The organism is Peribacillus sp. NJ4, from assembly GCF_030348345.1.
In the GTDB taxonomy this organism is placed as follows: domain Bacteria; phylum Bacillota; class Bacilli; order Bacillales; family DSM-1321; genus Peribacillus.
Map to the genome: position 1 here is coordinate 3,149,311 of NZ_JAUCFQ010000001.1, position 14,273 is coordinate 3,163,583.

Annotated in this window: 11 protein-coding genes and 1 pseudogene; 2 read left to right on the plus strand and 10 right to left on the minus strand. The window is 38.4% G+C overall.

Annotation, left to right across the window (positions count from 1 at the left end; genetic code table 11):
- Positions 1-6 precede the first annotated feature (6 nt).
- The gene (gene hutG / locus QUF94_RS15670) at positions 7-963 is read right to left on the minus strand and encodes a formimidoylglutamase (RefSeq protein ID WP_289316671.1); all 957 of its coding nucleotides are present in this window, start codon (positions 961-963) and stop codon (positions 7-9) included.
- A gap of 124 nt (positions 964-1,087) precedes the next feature.
- Between hutG and QUF94_RS15675 the strand changes: the two genes are divergently transcribed.
- The gene (locus tag QUF94_RS15675; protein WP_289316672.1) at positions 1,088-1,990 is read left to right on the plus strand and encodes a LysR family transcriptional regulator; all 903 of its coding nucleotides are present in this window, start codon (positions 1,088-1,090) and stop codon (positions 1,988-1,990) included.
- A gap of 239 nt (positions 1,991-2,229) precedes the next feature.
- Here QUF94_RS15675 and QUF94_RS28835 read toward each other — a convergent pair.
- From QUF94_RS28835 to QUF94_RS15705, 5 genes and pseudogenes are all read right to left on the minus strand, one after another.
- Positions 2,230-2,777: pseudogene (locus tag QUF94_RS28835) on the minus strand (SF0329 family protein).
- 290 nt (positions 2,778-3,067) lie between these two features.
- Positions 3,068-3,823 (minus strand): amino acid ABC transporter ATP-binding protein, encoded by a 756-nt coding sequence (locus QUF94_RS15690; protein WP_241588816.1) that lies wholly within the window; start codon positions 3,821-3,823, stop codon positions 3,068-3,070.
- 20 nt (positions 3,824-3,843) lie between these two features.
- Complete coding sequence (locus QUF94_RS15695) at positions 3,844-4,557, minus strand: amino acid ABC transporter permease (protein WP_289316675.1); 714 nt, start codon at positions 4,555-4,557, stop codon at positions 3,844-3,846.
- A 12-nt stretch (positions 4,558-4,569) separates the two neighbouring features.
- The gene (locus tag QUF94_RS15700) at positions 4,570-5,277 is read right to left on the minus strand and encodes an amino acid ABC transporter permease (RefSeq protein ID WP_289316676.1); all 708 of its coding nucleotides are present in this window, start codon (positions 5,275-5,277) and stop codon (positions 4,570-4,572) included.
- A gap of 187 nt (positions 5,278-5,464) precedes the next feature.
- A complete protein-coding gene (locus tag QUF94_RS15705; RefSeq protein WP_289316677.1) occupies positions 5,465-6,337 on the minus strand; it encodes a transporter substrate-binding domain-containing protein in 873 nt (290 codons plus the stop codon).
- Between the two features lie 376 nt (positions 6,338-6,713).
- Here QUF94_RS15705 and QUF94_RS15710 point away from each other — a divergent pair, with 376 nt between their 5' ends.
- Positions 6,714-7,898 carry an acyl-CoA dehydrogenase family protein gene (locus QUF94_RS15710; RefSeq protein WP_289316678.1) on the plus strand — a complete coding sequence of 395 codons (1,185 nt, stop codon included), beginning with the start codon at positions 6,714-6,716 and terminating at the stop codon, positions 7,896-7,898.
- A gap of 144 nt (positions 7,899-8,042) precedes the next feature.
- Here QUF94_RS15710 and ggt read toward each other — a convergent pair whose 3' ends face one another.
- The 4 genes from ggt to QUF94_RS15730 all read right to left on the minus strand — a co-directional run bounded on the left by ggt (position 8,043) and on the right by QUF94_RS15730 (position 13,896).
- The gene (gene ggt / locus QUF94_RS15715; protein WP_289316679.1) at positions 8,043-10,118 is read right to left on the minus strand and encodes a gamma-glutamyltransferase; all 2,076 of its coding nucleotides are present in this window, start codon (positions 10,116-10,118) and stop codon (positions 8,043-8,045) included.
- 224 nt (positions 10,119-10,342) lie between these two features.
- Positions 10,343-12,337, minus strand: coding sequence for a TRAP transporter permease (locus QUF94_RS15720; RefSeq protein WP_289316680.1), 1,995 nt, complete (start codon positions 12,335-12,337; stop codon positions 10,343-10,345).
- Positions 12,330-12,836 carry a DUF1850 domain-containing protein gene (locus QUF94_RS15725; protein WP_289316681.1) on the minus strand — a complete coding sequence of 169 codons (507 nt, stop codon included), beginning with the start codon at positions 12,834-12,836 and terminating at the stop codon, positions 12,330-12,332. The genes QUF94_RS15720 and QUF94_RS15725 overlap by 8 nt, the downstream gene beginning before the upstream one ends.
- Before the next feature lie 85 nt (positions 12,837-12,921).
- On the minus strand, positions 12,922-13,896 hold the full coding sequence (locus tag QUF94_RS15730; RefSeq protein ID WP_289316682.1) for a TAXI family TRAP transporter solute-binding subunit: 975 nt from the start codon (positions 13,894-13,896) through the stop codon (positions 12,922-12,924).
- Positions 13,897-14,273 lie beyond the last annotated feature (377 nt).

The following is a 14,273-nucleotide window of genomic DNA, read 5'->3' on the forward strand; positions in this document are numbered from 1 at the left end:
CATTTATTATTTAAAATTCAGCAAAACCTCATTTATTAAATGTGCTGCCAATGTAACCGTTTTATTATTTTCGTCCAACGAAGGATTCACTTCCGAGATATCAAAGGAGAGGATCTTTTCATTTGATACGACATGCCTAATAATCGCACGGACCAATTTCGGATTAAGTCCAAACGGAGAGGGTGCACTTACCCCAGGTGCGTAGGCTGAATCAATAACGTCCGTACATAATGTAAGAATAATGAAGTCATTTTTCTTAACGAATTCATTTATCCGCTGCTTGGTTTCATCCATTTCGTTCAATGACAAATCTTCTTCCAATATGTAATCGACCTTATTCCTCTCAGCAGTTTCAAACAGGGCCTTCGTATTTCCCTGTTTCTGAATTCCGACACATAAATATCCACAACTTTGATCCTCGTCCAAAATCTGCTTAAACATCGTTCCTGATGAACTTTCTTTTTCATAAGGCCTCATATCAAAGTGAGCATCAATATTAATGATTCCTAACCTAGCCTTTGGGCCAATGTATTTTCTAATCCCAAGATAATGGCCATAAAAGGTTTCATGTCCTCCGCCAAGTATGATAGGAATCGCTTTACTCTCCAATATTTTGGAAACAGCTGATCCCAGTTGAGTTTGGGCAGCCTCCATCTCTGGACCTTCACACGTTACATTTCCAGCATCCAACAGCTCGGTTTGGGAAGATAAATGACATGGTAATTTTGCCAAGGACTGCCTAATGTGATCAGGACCCTCTGCAGCACCAATCCTGCCTTTATTCCTTTTGACTCCTTCATCACATTTGAAGCCAATCATTCCAAAGGTTCTGGATGCTTCGGAAGAGATGGGTAATTCCAAAATCGGTGCCAAACGCACTCGTTGGTGATATCTAAAGCTGTCCATGTCAGTATGGGAATCAACCCTTCCATTCCAATAATCCAAATTCGGTTTAATATACATAATTTTCTCCTTTATTTTAAAAATTCCGAAATATCTTTTTTAAAAATTATAAATGAGATAATATATAATTACCAATACTAAATTTTAATATATCTATAGTTTAAAGCTATAGAAAGGAGAATATATGGATTTACGCCAACTTCGTTATTTCACTACCATTGTCCAAGAAAAGAATTACTCCCAAGCTGCTAAAATACTACATATATCTCAACCTTCCTTAAGCAATGCCATAATGAAATTGGAAAAAGAAGTTAGTTTGCAGCTTTTGGAACGTAATACAAGGGGGCTAGAGCTTACGGAAGCAGGGGAGATTTTTTATACGAGATCTGTTGACCTGTTAAGAAAATTCAATAATATGCAAGTGGAACTTGAGGAAATGAAAGATGTTGGAAGTGGAACAGTATCAATAGGTTCCATTGAATCATTCAAATTTTGGTTCCCGAAGTTAATCAGGAACTTTAAAGTCAATTATCCTAATATTCATATAAAAGTCAGGGAAATATTAGGGGAAGAGAAAGTTATCGATTCGTTAAATCGGTATAATGTTCATTTCACCATCACGAACCAGCCCATTAATAACGAGGAAATCGTGTCCACCCCCCTATATAATGAAAAATTCATGCTTTTGATCCATAAAGATGATGAGTTAAACAAAAAAGAGTCCATCACTTTCCAAGACCTTGCAAAGAAAGAATTGATCATCAGTACAACTGGATTTCAAACAAGAGATGATATCTTAAAAGCATTTAAGGATGAAAATGCAATTCCCAATATCTTATACGAAATAGAAAGGCTTGAAGCAGCTTGCAGTTTGGTGGAAGAAGGACTTGGGGTTACAATTTTACCGGAAAGCTATATAAAATCCGCTGCAACACTTAATACTGCAATTCGTGCAATAGATTCGAAATCTTTGGAAAGGACTGTTTACCTGGCCTATTTGAAAGATCGATATCTGTCTCCTGCAGTATGTAAGTTAGTAGAAGAAATACTTAGCTTTTTTAAGTGGGATGTTAGGAACGATGCCTAAATGCTGATTCTCTAATTTAACGGAAAAGACACCATTGCTCATTGTGATTTACTTTATATAAAGAAAATACTTTAGACTTCCTGACAATGAGCTAGGTTTCCCACTCATATTTGCAGGAGGTTCATGTGTTTTCACTATCCATATTGTTTTTCCTCACTAATAAATAACGTCCTAACGCTCACACTTCCACGCCAAGTAAAATACTTGTTCAATAAAAATTCATTATAGCATAGCGCTTTTCAGGAAGTTCTTATTCCCTCTGCTTCACATCGCAAGTTATAAAAATACTGGATAAGTTCCTTTTCATTCAGGATAGATTTTTTAAGTCCCTTGTAACGTATGCATCCCAACTCTTCTATCTAACAGAGAAAGAATCTTTATAATCATATCATCTGATTTTAAGGAAATTTCTATTGGTAAATTAAAATATTCTTCAACCGCATTAAAAAAGTCATACTGTGCAAAAATCCCCTCTGCTTTAATCATTTGATGTGCTTATATCCCTATCCTCATAGTTCTGATTTCCATTATAGACATCGTATTCAATACTTTTGGCTTTTCTTATTTCATTTTCTTTTCTGAACATTTCTCTATCAGATGTTATCGTACACATATTTAGGATTTCCTTTTTATCAACAGTAATAAAAGCTCGTCCTAAGCGGTCGTGAGCCTTTCGATAATTCGTAACAGTAAACTGAACTCTATTTGTTAGAGAGTCACAGATAAAACTCTCTAACTTTTTCTTTACTTTACTCCATGGTTGATTACGCAAGTTTTTATTCTCCATTACAGTTTTCAATTTCCACAAAAGTATATTTCTTTCATTATTCTATTCTGCTTGTTAATGAACTGTAGAGGTATATGTTTAAAGAGTCAAAATCTACACAAGTTTAGCCATCTTTATTTTTGCGTTCGGTCACTTCTTGAAATGCTTGTTCACTTGCAGAAAATGATGATGCAAGTAAATGGATAAAGAATTCTTTCAACCGATGTATTTTTGCTTAATTCAATTTTTGAATTTTTACTATCAATTCTCTTAACGACATTCTGAATCCCTCAAAACAAACGTAACATAACCTAAATATAAAAAATATAATCCTCCGGCAAGACTCTTTTTAAGAACCTCTTCGTTCTTTCTTCTTTTGGGTTCACAAAAATTTCTTTAGGCGATCCCTCTTCCACTATGACACCTGCATCCATAAAAATCACTCTGTTTGCAACATCCTTTGCAAAAGACATTTCATGCGTGACGACTAACATCGTAGTTCCTTCTTTGGCAATTTGCTTCATCACCGTCAGTACTTCACCGACCAATTCCGGGTCCAATGCCGAAGTTGGTTCGTCAAATAAAATAATGTCAGGGTTTAAAGCAACCGCTCTCGCAATGCCCACCCTTTGCTGCTGCCCGCCTGAGAGTTCACTAGGGTAAGCATCATATTTTTCTGACAAGCCTACTTTATCCAATGCTTTTTTACCAATCTCATATGCTTCTGCTTTCGCAATCTTCCTTCCAATAACCAGTCCTTCCGTTACATTTTCCAATGCGGTTTTATTAGTGAAAAGATTATAATTTTGAAAAACAAAGGCTATCTTTTGCCTTATTCCATGAATCACTTTTTTAGATGCCGTTTTAAGACTTACATCAATATCTCCAAAAACGGCATGTCCTTGATCTGCTTTTTCAAGAAAGTTAATGCATCGAAGTAAAGTTGTCTTACCTGAACCACTTGGACCCAGAATTACCACCACATCTCCCTTGTCTATATTTAAATCCACACCTTTTAAAATCTCATTCTCACCGAATGATTTATGAATATTTTTAATCTCTAGCATTTCGGCCACACCTCCTCATTTCAGATACTCACAACTTTAAACCTGCTTACTCGTTTTTCATACCTTTTAAACAAGTATTCCACCAAACTACATAAAATTAGGTAAACAAGAAAGATATCAATATATGCTTCAACATAATTGTAGCCAACATTGGCAGCTACCTTGGCTTTTAAAGTGATTTCCTGCAATGACAAAGCATAACCTAATGATGTCGCTTTAATCAGATTGACTGTTGCTGTACATATATTCGGTAATGCAACTACCAATGTCTGTGGAATGATAATTCTTCTAAATGCTTGCACAGTTGTTAATCCGACAGCATACGAAGCTTCAAGCTGCCCCTTGCTCACTGTGCTAATTGCCGAACGAAACACCTCTGTGAGAATAGCTGTCGTATTCAACGAGAAAACAATGAATGCGTACCATATCGGATTTACATCGTATACATTCATTTCGACAGCATACTTTTCAAATATCGAAGTCAGCATTAATGGCACACTGCTATATATAATGAAAATTTGGATAATGACGGGCGTTCCTCTGACAAATGAAACGTATATCTGTGCTAAGCGATTCAATACCGGGATTTGATTTATTCTTGATAAAGCAAGTAAAAACCCTAATGGCAAGGCTATGATCAAAGCAACAATTGTAATGAATAATGCGGTCGGCACCCCCGATAACGCTACAAAAAAGGTTTCCACTAAAAACCTATAATCCAGACCTTCTGACATTCTGTCACCCCTCTATGCAGTTGTTATCACTTGTTTTCCTTTACTGAATGCCTTTTCCAATTTTAAGAACAGTTGTTCAATGGCAATCGACAATGTCCAGTAAATAACCGCCAATGCAAGATAAATTTCTAATGCATGTGTGTTATAGTTCCCAGCGATTATAAGCTCTGCCTTCCCCATGATATCTATCAAGCCGATTGTATATGCTAAAGACCCTTCTTTCATTAATTCAAGTAAGCTGTTACCGAAGTTTGGTAATGCGACTACGAAAGCCTGGGGTAAAATAATTCTCCGGTAAGCTTGCGTATTGCTTAATCCAACGCTTACTGCCGCTTCAAATTGCCCTCTATCAATAGATTCAAGCGATGTTCTGATCACTTCTGACATTGCAGCCGCAAATTGAAGCGAAAAGGTTATGACTACAAATACTGCTTTATCAATATCATTAAGATTTATACCAAAATTCCCTGCAATTGCAGGGATACCATAATAAGTCAAAAAAAGCAGAACTATAGAGGGCGTACATCTCAGTACCGTTGTATATCCATAGGCAATTTTCCTGGCGATTTTACTATTTCCAAGTTTCATGACTGCTAAGATGAAACCTATGATTGTCCCGAACAAGACCGATAGACCCGTAACGATTAATGTTACTTTTAGAAAAGGAACTAACATTGGTACCGACTCTACTATGTAAGCTAAATCAAAGTATTTTTCCATGTTTCACCTCCATCTGCTTTCATTGAAGATTCGAATTTTCAAATCCAATCATTCTATTGAAGGCCAGTACCTAGAAACTTGCCATCTCTTAAAATACCAAGAGTTATCCAAGAAAACCCATATTAAGAAAATGACAAGTCATAACCTTTTGATTGACATTTTAATGCTTGTTTTGCTAAGGACTTCGTTATCTCTCTACAGTTCCCAAAACTTCGAATAAATCCCGGCCATAAAACTTTTTGCTTAACTCATTCGTCTTCTTTTCGTCTTTAATTTTTTTAATCGCTTCATCATAAGCATCTGCGAATTTTTGTTCTTTTTTGTTGAATAATGGCCAGGTTTTAATGACTGCAAATTCATTGTAAACTAGATCATCCACTAAATTATGATAGGGGCCATCGTCGGCCACTTGCTTCTTAAAAGCTCCCTCGATCGCTATTCCACCGTCGACACGGCCTTCATTTACCCATTGAATTACATCTACAGTGAATGCATCTCCGGCTTTCAATTTCACCTTATTGTCTGGATTCGCCTGATTATACTCATCAACGATCGTGTATTGAGCGTTGTTTGCTGCGATTGGTGCTAAGGAGAAGCCCTCTGAAGCAAAGTCCTTGAGATTTTTGATCTTTGAATTTTCTTCCTTTAAAACAAGGCCCGCACTGCTTAATCCAAGGAATTCTTTAGGAAAGATGAACTTCTCAGTCCTTTCCTCTGTCCAGAAAGCATTTTTAACCCCCACTTGATATTTACCTTGTTCAATGCCTACTAACAGGTCATCGCTTGATGTGCCAATATATTCGAATTCGTATGCCGGTAGTAATTCATCAACCAATTTCATAACTTCCACATCATATCCAGTTGGATTTCCCTTCTCATCCAGCCAAGACATAGGTTTTGACGCTTGGTCATATGCTACTTTTACCTTTCGGACACCTGAAGTGCTACCTGAATTTGCATCGGCTTCATTACTCGTTGATGTACCTGATCCACACCCCGCTAATATGGTTACCAACGCTAAACCGATAGTTAAAACATGGCGAAATTTTTTATTTTTCATAGTGAATCCCCTTTCGTTTTACGAAGTTTTTTTACTTGCATTTGTATTTCCTGAAATTCAAAGGAAATACATACATCACCTTCACTACTCAATACCAACTATTTCGGTAGGTTAAGTAAGTCATTTGGTTATAAACATAATAGATGGATACTTTTGTAAAGTCAATGTGTATATTTAAAATTTTCAAGCAACTGCACACATCTGTTTTATTAAAAGAGTTGTAGTTATATGAAAATACAAGAGTCTTTCCGGAGGCATCGTTTATCTGCAAATCCTTAATTTCCTTGACAACTAAACACACCTTAATTATTATTTAAACCAATAAGATTAATAGGAATTGAAACAAAAACAGAAGGTAATAGAAGGAGGGAACCGTGTGATTAACCTATTCATTAAGACGGAAAGTCAAAAAGTGTGGCTGAAAAAATTATATGAAGTAGAATCAAAATTCAAAAATAATTCTGCTCAAATTGATGAATTGGCCTTTTTTCCGAAAGAACATATTCAAGATTTAATTCGTATGGGATATACAAGTTCAACTCTTCCCAAATCCTATGGTGGCGGAGGGTTAAAAGTTTATGACATGATTCTCCTTCAAGAAACATTGGCTAGTTTTGATTCAGCGACTGCGCTATCCATTGGTTGGAACCTTGGAGTGATAGGAGACCTTTTTGAACAGGAAAGTTGGACAAAAAAGAACTTAGAATTTATTGCTGGGGAAGTTCTAAATGGCGCTTTAGTGAACCGTTCCGTTAGTGAAGCGCAAACAGGCAGTCCGACTCGCGGGGGACGCCCCGGAACGAAGGCAGTAAAAAAGGGAGATTACTGGGTTATTTCTGGACGTAAAACCTATACAACCATGTCCCCAGTTTTAACTTATTTCCTAGTTTCAGCATGGATCGAGGAAAGGCAAAAGGTTGGATTTTTTCTCCTGCATAAAGATCTGGATGGGCTCTACATAGATGAAACATGGGACGTAATTTCAATGAGGGGGACAGGAAGTCATGATTTGGTCCTTAAAGATGTTGAAGTGGATGATTCAAAACTTGTTGAGTTACCTGAAATGCCAAGTGGAAACAGATTCAATGCTTGGATCCTTCATATTCCAGCCTGTTACCTTGGCATTGCGCAAGCTGCAAGGGATTACGCCATACACTTTGCCAATAACTATTCTCCAAACAGTATAAATGCACCTATCAGCCAGCTGGCTAATGTCCAACAACTGTTAGGAGAAATTGATTTGGAATTAATGAAAGCCAGGCATTTCTTATATAGCGTTGCCGAGGCTTATGATGATGAATCACGAAGAATTCATTTCACAAATGAGCTGGGGGCTGCAAAACATATTGTTACAAACGCAGCCATTACAATTGTCGATAAAGCCATGCGAATAGTCGGGGCAAAAAGTCTTCAACGCAATAATCCACTACAAAGGCACTATAGGGATGTAAGAGCTGGTTTACACAATCCTCCGATGGACGATGTAACGATAAAGAATTTAGCAAAATTGGCAATTGAACAGACAAAATCCAATTTAAGCGGCCATCCACTTTTGAAATGATCAGATTTGATAAAAGAAACGCTATGAACTATAAATAACCCCTGGATTCTCTTTTCATAGAGAATCCAGGGGTTTTCCATTTTTTGAGTCATACAGAATTCGATTTTATTCTTGGAGCAGGCTAGGCTCCCTCAAGAAAAGAAATTAATTGGTGACACTACCATCATCGTCTGGATCCTCAATATCCGCCGGATCTTTTTCCAATAGTGCCTCTTTGTCTTTTTCGTTCCATTTTGCTTTATATCCTAGGGATTTCGCCACTCTTAACACCGGTAAATACGATTTTTTATCTGGTTTAAATGTTTCTAAGTCCCCTGTTCCAATTGCACCCAAACCAAGTAGCAATTTGTCTGATTTGATATAGGGTTTTTCATCTATCAGTTTCATTTGGTCAGCTGTATAAGGATAAACGGCTCCATTCACTTTTAAGGTAAACGGTCCTTTCTTTTCTTCTTTTATTTCTTTTGGCTGTTTCGATTTATAGGATACATTATACACTCCTTGAACAGTTCCTTCTCTCGTATTATCGGCTCCGCCATACATTTTCCCCTTTTCATAATCAAAAATAACAGCTTGCACATTTCCAATATGTTGGGGTTTTTCTTCATAAACATGGCCTTTTGCCATTAACTCTAACCTTGTATTTTGTTCAATTCCCGGTTCCCATCTAACTGTCGGATAACCAGCAGAGTAAACACGTGGCGCAAGTATCGCATCTTGAATTAGCATTTGATGATCAAGCACGTTCATAATCGTTTCAGATACCGATGCTATTATCGTCGCTCCGCCTGGTGAACCAATGGCCATGAAGGGATTACCATCTTTTAATACGAAGGTCGGGGACATACTGCTTCTCGGTCTTTTTCTTGGTTCCACCTGGTTAACTCCACCCGGTGTGGCATCAAAATCGGTCATTTCATTATTAAGCATGAATCCATAATCAGGTACCATGATACCTGATCCGAACACTTGCTCGATTGTAGTCGTATAAGCAACCATATTTCCCCACTTATCCATTACAGAAAAGTGAGTCGTTTGTCCGATTGGGGTTTTCTCTTCTTTTACCTTCTCCATTGATGTGGGTTCTTTGCCCTCATACTTCCATGGATCACCTGCTTTGACATCAGCTGTTGATCTATTTGGATTAATTAGTTTTCTTCTTTCTTTTATATAATCTTCATCCAATAGTCCCTTTGTTGGTACATCATAAAAATCTTCATCTGCCATATAGGCAGCGCGATCGGCAAAGGCTAGATGCATAGCTTCAGTTAGATAATGAAGATACTCAGGGGAGTTTGCCCCCATCTTTTGTACATCGAATCCTTCCATTAGCTCCAGGATTTGTTGGACAGTCAAGCTGCCTGAACTTGGTGAAGCTGCCCCCACCACTTCAAATCCCCTATATTCCGATCTAATTGGCTCTCTCTCTTTCACCACATAGTTTTCCAAATCCTCGGTTGTCATCGTTCCTTCACGTTTTTGAACTTCTTTCGTAAGGGCATCCCCGATTTCGCCTTTATAAAAAACGTTAGAACCTTGTTTTTTTATTAACTTAAGAGTCTTTGCCAGATCTGGCTGAACAAGGGTATCTCCCTCTTCCAATGGTTTTCCATTTGGTACAAAAACGTTTGCAGCCGCTTGGTTATTTTCAAGTTTTTTTACATTTTCACCGATATATTGAGCTGTTGCCCAATTGACTTTCACCCCATTTTCAGCTTGTTTAATGGCCGGGCCCATAACTTGTGATAATTTCAATGTACCATATTTATCAAGAGCCGTTTCCATCCCCTTTAGGGTTCCAGGAACAGCAACCGCTTTCCCGGACGTGTGCCGTTTACTAAAAGGAATAGGTTTTCCCTTTTCATCTAAAAAAAGTTCAGGCGTAACATTTTGCGGTGCCATTTCGCGGCTATCGATCATCGTTATTTTATTTTCCTTTTTATTATAAATCATGATAAAACCACCGCCGCCGATTCCAGACATCATTGGCTCAACTACATTTAATGATAATTGAATGGCAGCTGCTGCATCGACTGCATTTCCACCTTGTTTTAGTATCTTTATACCCGCTTCAGCTGCTAAAGGGTGGGAAACTGATACGATTCCTTTTGTTGCTCCCCTTCCCATTGACTCATCCACTCCAGGGACACTTGCAAAAGCTGGTGTGATCATACAAAAGAAACTGAAAGTAACTAAAATAAAACTTTTTAAAAACTTCATGAATTAGTCTCCTTTCAAAATAAAACAAATTAGGGTTTTATCATAAGGCAAGTGGAAGTACTAACAGATGACTTTAGTAGGAATATGCTGGTTGATCTCGATATAAAGGCAGAATGCACATTCCCATTGGGCGTTGCGTTCTCAATGATGTTTTTCACTTCAAAAAATCACCCCCCAATTGGTTCAGCTCTAACCTTTTCCTTCCGGTTTGATAATCCGAAGGCTCAATTCTTCTCTAGACTTTGCTTATGATCCAGGATATTGGGAGTGTCGTGTTTGTCACTCTTCCAAAGGTATTGTAAAGCCAGTAATACGATAAATGCAGATAACCCAACGATATCCGATATCGTTTCAGGATAGATTAATAGTAAACCAACGATTATGGCGAGGACTCTTTCTAACCAGTGCATCTTCCTCATCCAGTAACCTATAACACCCGCACCAATTGCAATCATGCCGGACATTGCTGTAAGAACGACCCAGGCAACCTCCATCCAAGTTGTATCGATCATTAGCATTTGTGGGGAGAGAACAAAAATATATGGAATGATGAATGCCGCGATTGCAAGTTTTGATGACTCAATCCCCGTTTTTATCGGTTCACCGCCTGCTACCCCCGCCGCTGCAAATGCCGCTAATGCAACTGGAGGGGTTATATCAGCAATAATGCCAAAATAGAAGACGAATAAATGTGCAGATAAATCAGGAACACCAAGCAAAATTATCGCAGGTGCCGCAATCGTCGATGTGATAACATAGTTGGCGGTTGTAGGTGAACCCATTCCCAAAATAAGTGCTGCTACCATCGTTAGCATTAGTGTTGGAATCAAATATCCACCAGACAAATCGATTAAACCATTAGCCAGCTTCAGCCCTAACCCTGTTTTCGTAACTATTCCTACAATAATGCCGGCTGCTGCGGTAGCAGCTGCCACCGCAAGTGCTGTCCTGGCTCCATCCACCAATGCATAAATGATATCGATGAATTTCATGCGGACATCCTTGTTTATGAATCCTACGAGAACCGAAATAAGGATGGAATACAAGGCTGCATGTGTAACCGTGATATTCAGCATGAGCAAGATGATAATGGCGATGATCGGAATTAATAAATAAAATTTGCCGAACACTTCCTTTTTACTTGGCATTTCTTCCTTCGTCAATCCACGCAATCCCAGTCGTTTCGCTTCAAAATGGGTCATGATCCAAATTCCTGAAAAGTAGAGGATAGCTGGAATCGCAGCCGCCTTTGCTATATCCCAATACGTTATCCCGTTCCCGATGAACTCCACCATTAAAAATGCCGCTGCCCCCATTATCGGAGGCATCAATTGACCGCCTGTCGAAGCCGCTGCTTCCACTGCCCCAGCGAATTCCTTCTTATATCCAAGATTTTTCATCATTGGTATCGTAAATGCACCTGAAGTGACAACATTAGCTACAGAGCTCCCGCTGATTGTTCCTTGCAGAGCACTGGAAAAAATCGCAACCTTTGCGGGTCCCCCTATCCTTCTACCTGCAATAGCCGTTGAAAGATCATTGAAGTATTGACCGACACCCGTTCGGACAAGAAAGGAACCGAACAATAAAAATAGGAAGATGAATGTCGATGACACCGCTAACGGCGTACCCAAAATGCCCTCTGTCGAGAAGAACATCGTTTGTACCAAACGTTCCAGAGTTAAACCGCGATGGGCTAGGAAGCCCGGCATATACTGTCCAAAAATCCCATAGAAAACGAATAAAATTGCGATGACCATTATCGGAAGCCCTACTGCACGCCTCGTTGCCTCTAAAACCAACAGAATGGCCATTAAACCAACTGCAAAATCCAAAGCTCCTAAGCGCCCGACATTCATGACGATATCCTCGAAAAATAATGGCCAATAGGCACCTACCCCAATACTAAGGATCGCTAAAAGGATATCGTACCAGGCAATTTGAAACTTTCCTTTTTGACGCTTTTTCCGGTTAGCAGGAAATAGTAAAAAAATCAGGGAGAGTGCAAACCCTAAATGTATCGTCCGTTGGATTTGTGCTGTAAAAACACCAAAAATAGCAGTATATAATTGGAATAGAGAAAAAGCTAAGAGTCCAAAAAATGCAATGTGTCCCAAGAATCCAGTTAATTTCCTTGTCCCAGCTTCAGGATCGTACTTTTCCAATAACTCCTGTTGTTCCGCTTCGGTTAAATACTTCACTTTTTCTTTATCAGCCATTAATCTTCACTCCTTTCAACTGTTCCCATATTGAAATTTTTTCTGATGAAATCCTGACCCATGTTCCTGGCTTAATAAAGTCTGCCAATGTATATGTTTTTTCATCATATACTAATCGATGGTTAGCTCTGACTTGTCCTAGCCGTAAATCTATATAAGCGAAACTGCGATTCATATTTTTTATGAAGTAGGTCCCGTCTTTCTCTTCGAATACTTCCTCCCCCTCTGCATTAGAAGGCATACCGACTGCAAAATCGTAAAAAGCAAGTTCGGTTTGTTTGATTTGCCTACCGGAAAAACGATATGATTCCAGTACATCCGAGAGGTGGATGGAGTGTGTATACTTAATTTGGAAATTTTTTTTACTTTTCAATGGCAAGTACGCGACTAATTCCCCTTGGTCCTGGTAGGAAAATGCAATGACATGTTTATACGGAAAAAATAATAGAAAAGCGATGATCAGAGGTATACCAAACGCCATGAATTTCTTGAATTTCATAGGTACCCCTTTCAAAATAAGAAATCCCATTCAGAAAAAAATGAAGCCGATAGGCCACAATAAGCGAGCTACCGACCAAATTGCCTTACTTGGAAACACCTTTTTCTTTAAAGTATTTTGCTGCGCCAGGATGAACTTCCATATCCCCTAACCCTTCAAGTGCAGTTTCTGCTGTAATGAAATCGCCTTTTGCATGTGTGATTTGATCTGTATTGTCATAAACAGCTTTAGTCATTTCATAAACTAAATCTTCATCCAGATCCTTTTTAACCACTAACATCGCTTTAACAGCAACTGTTTTTACCTCGGATTTGATTTTGTACGTACCACTTGGAATCGTATCTTCAGCGTAGTATGGGTACTTGTTGACCAATGCTTGAATCTTGTCTTCTGCAATAGGCAGGATGATAATATCATTTTGGACGGATAGCGCCTCAACTGCACCAGTCGGTGTGCCGGCCGTAATGAAAGCTGCGTCAATATTGCCTGCTTGGATTCCTTCCGCCGACTCATCGAAAGATAGATTTTGCCCTTTAATATCTTTCTCTGACAACCCATGAATTTCCAGAATTTGCATGGCATTGATGTAAGCACCAGAACCCGGTGCACCCACTGATACCTTTTTACCCTTCAAATCCTCGACTGATTTAATTCCACTTTTTGCAGTCGTTACAATTTGAACCGTTTCAGGATATAAAGTACTGATCGCTAATATATTGTCTATGGGCTTCCCGTCGAACATTTCCTTGCCTTCAAGTGCATATGCAGCGATATCCGTTTGCGAAAAAGCGATTTCAGCTTCTCCAACTCTTAAAGTTTCCATGTTTTCAGCAGAGGCACCGGATGTCTGAGGTGTTATATTCGCTTTTGTTTTATCGGAAATGATTTTTCCAATTTGTCCTCCGAGTGGATAGTATGTACCTCCCGTTCCACCAGTCAACAGACTCAGGTTTTGGTTTCCACTGCCGGATCCACCTGTTTTACTGTCACCGCAGGCCGTGATAATACTGGTGACCGTCAAAATAATAACCAATATAAAGCACTTATGAAATTTTCTCATAAAACTCCCCCTCATACGTTTTCATCATCTACAAGAAATGATATTGTTATTATTCTACCGAGCACCTCACTTTTCCTTTTTTTACAAAATTAGACACCACGAACAAAAGCACTAGTAATCGATTAAAAAGTTTTATCTAAATCAAAAAAAAACAGTATAAATGAGTAAAAAAGCCTATTAAAACCAAGGAAATCCAGTTATTTATTGGGAGTATTTTACCTTTTATTACTTATTATTCCTTTCTTCAAGGATAATATTGACTCTTCCATTTTAGAAATATATTATTGTTATAAACTTATAAGTCTATATTATAAAATGACCTTCCTTGCATTTTTCTAGCATTCAATAATTATATTCAGGTATTTTTTGAGAGGGAA

Bases quoted from the DNA above. Each gene is read 5' to 3' on its own strand.
- hutG (WP_289316671.1), bottom strand. From the start codon at position 963: ATGTATATTAAACCGAATTTGGATTATTGGAATGGAAGGGTTGATTCC.
- QUF94_RS15675 (WP_289316672.1), top strand. From the start codon at position 1,088: ATGGATTTACGCCAACTTCGTTATTTCACTACCATTGTCCAAGAAAAG.
- QUF94_RS15690 (WP_241588816.1), bottom strand. From the start codon at position 3,823: ATGCTAGAGATTAAAAATATTCATAAATCATTCGGTGAGAATGAGATT.
- QUF94_RS15695 (WP_289316675.1), bottom strand. From the start codon at position 4,557: ATGTCAGAAGGTCTGGATTATAGGTTTTTAGTGGAAACCTTTTTTGTA.
- QUF94_RS15700 (WP_289316676.1), bottom strand. From the start codon at position 5,277: ATGGAAAAATACTTTGATTTAGCTTACATAGTAGAGTCGGTACCAATG.
- QUF94_RS15705 (WP_289316677.1), bottom strand. From the start codon at position 6,337: ATGAAAAATAAAAAATTTCGCCATGTTTTAACTATCGGTTTAGCGTTG.
- ggt (WP_289316679.1), bottom strand. From the start codon at position 10,118: ATGAAGTTTTTAAAAAGTTTTATTTTAGTTACTTTCAGTTTCTTTTGT.
- QUF94_RS15720 (WP_289316680.1), bottom strand. From the start codon at position 12,337: ATGGCTGATAAAGAAAAAGTGAAGTATTTAACCGAAGCGGAACAACAG.
- QUF94_RS15725 (WP_289316681.1), bottom strand. From the start codon at position 12,836: ATGAAATTCAAGAAATTCATGGCGTTTGGTATACCTCTGATCATCGCT.
- QUF94_RS15730 (WP_289316682.1), bottom strand. From the start codon at position 13,896: ATGAGAAAATTTCATAAGTGCTTTATATTGGTTATTATTTTGACGGTC.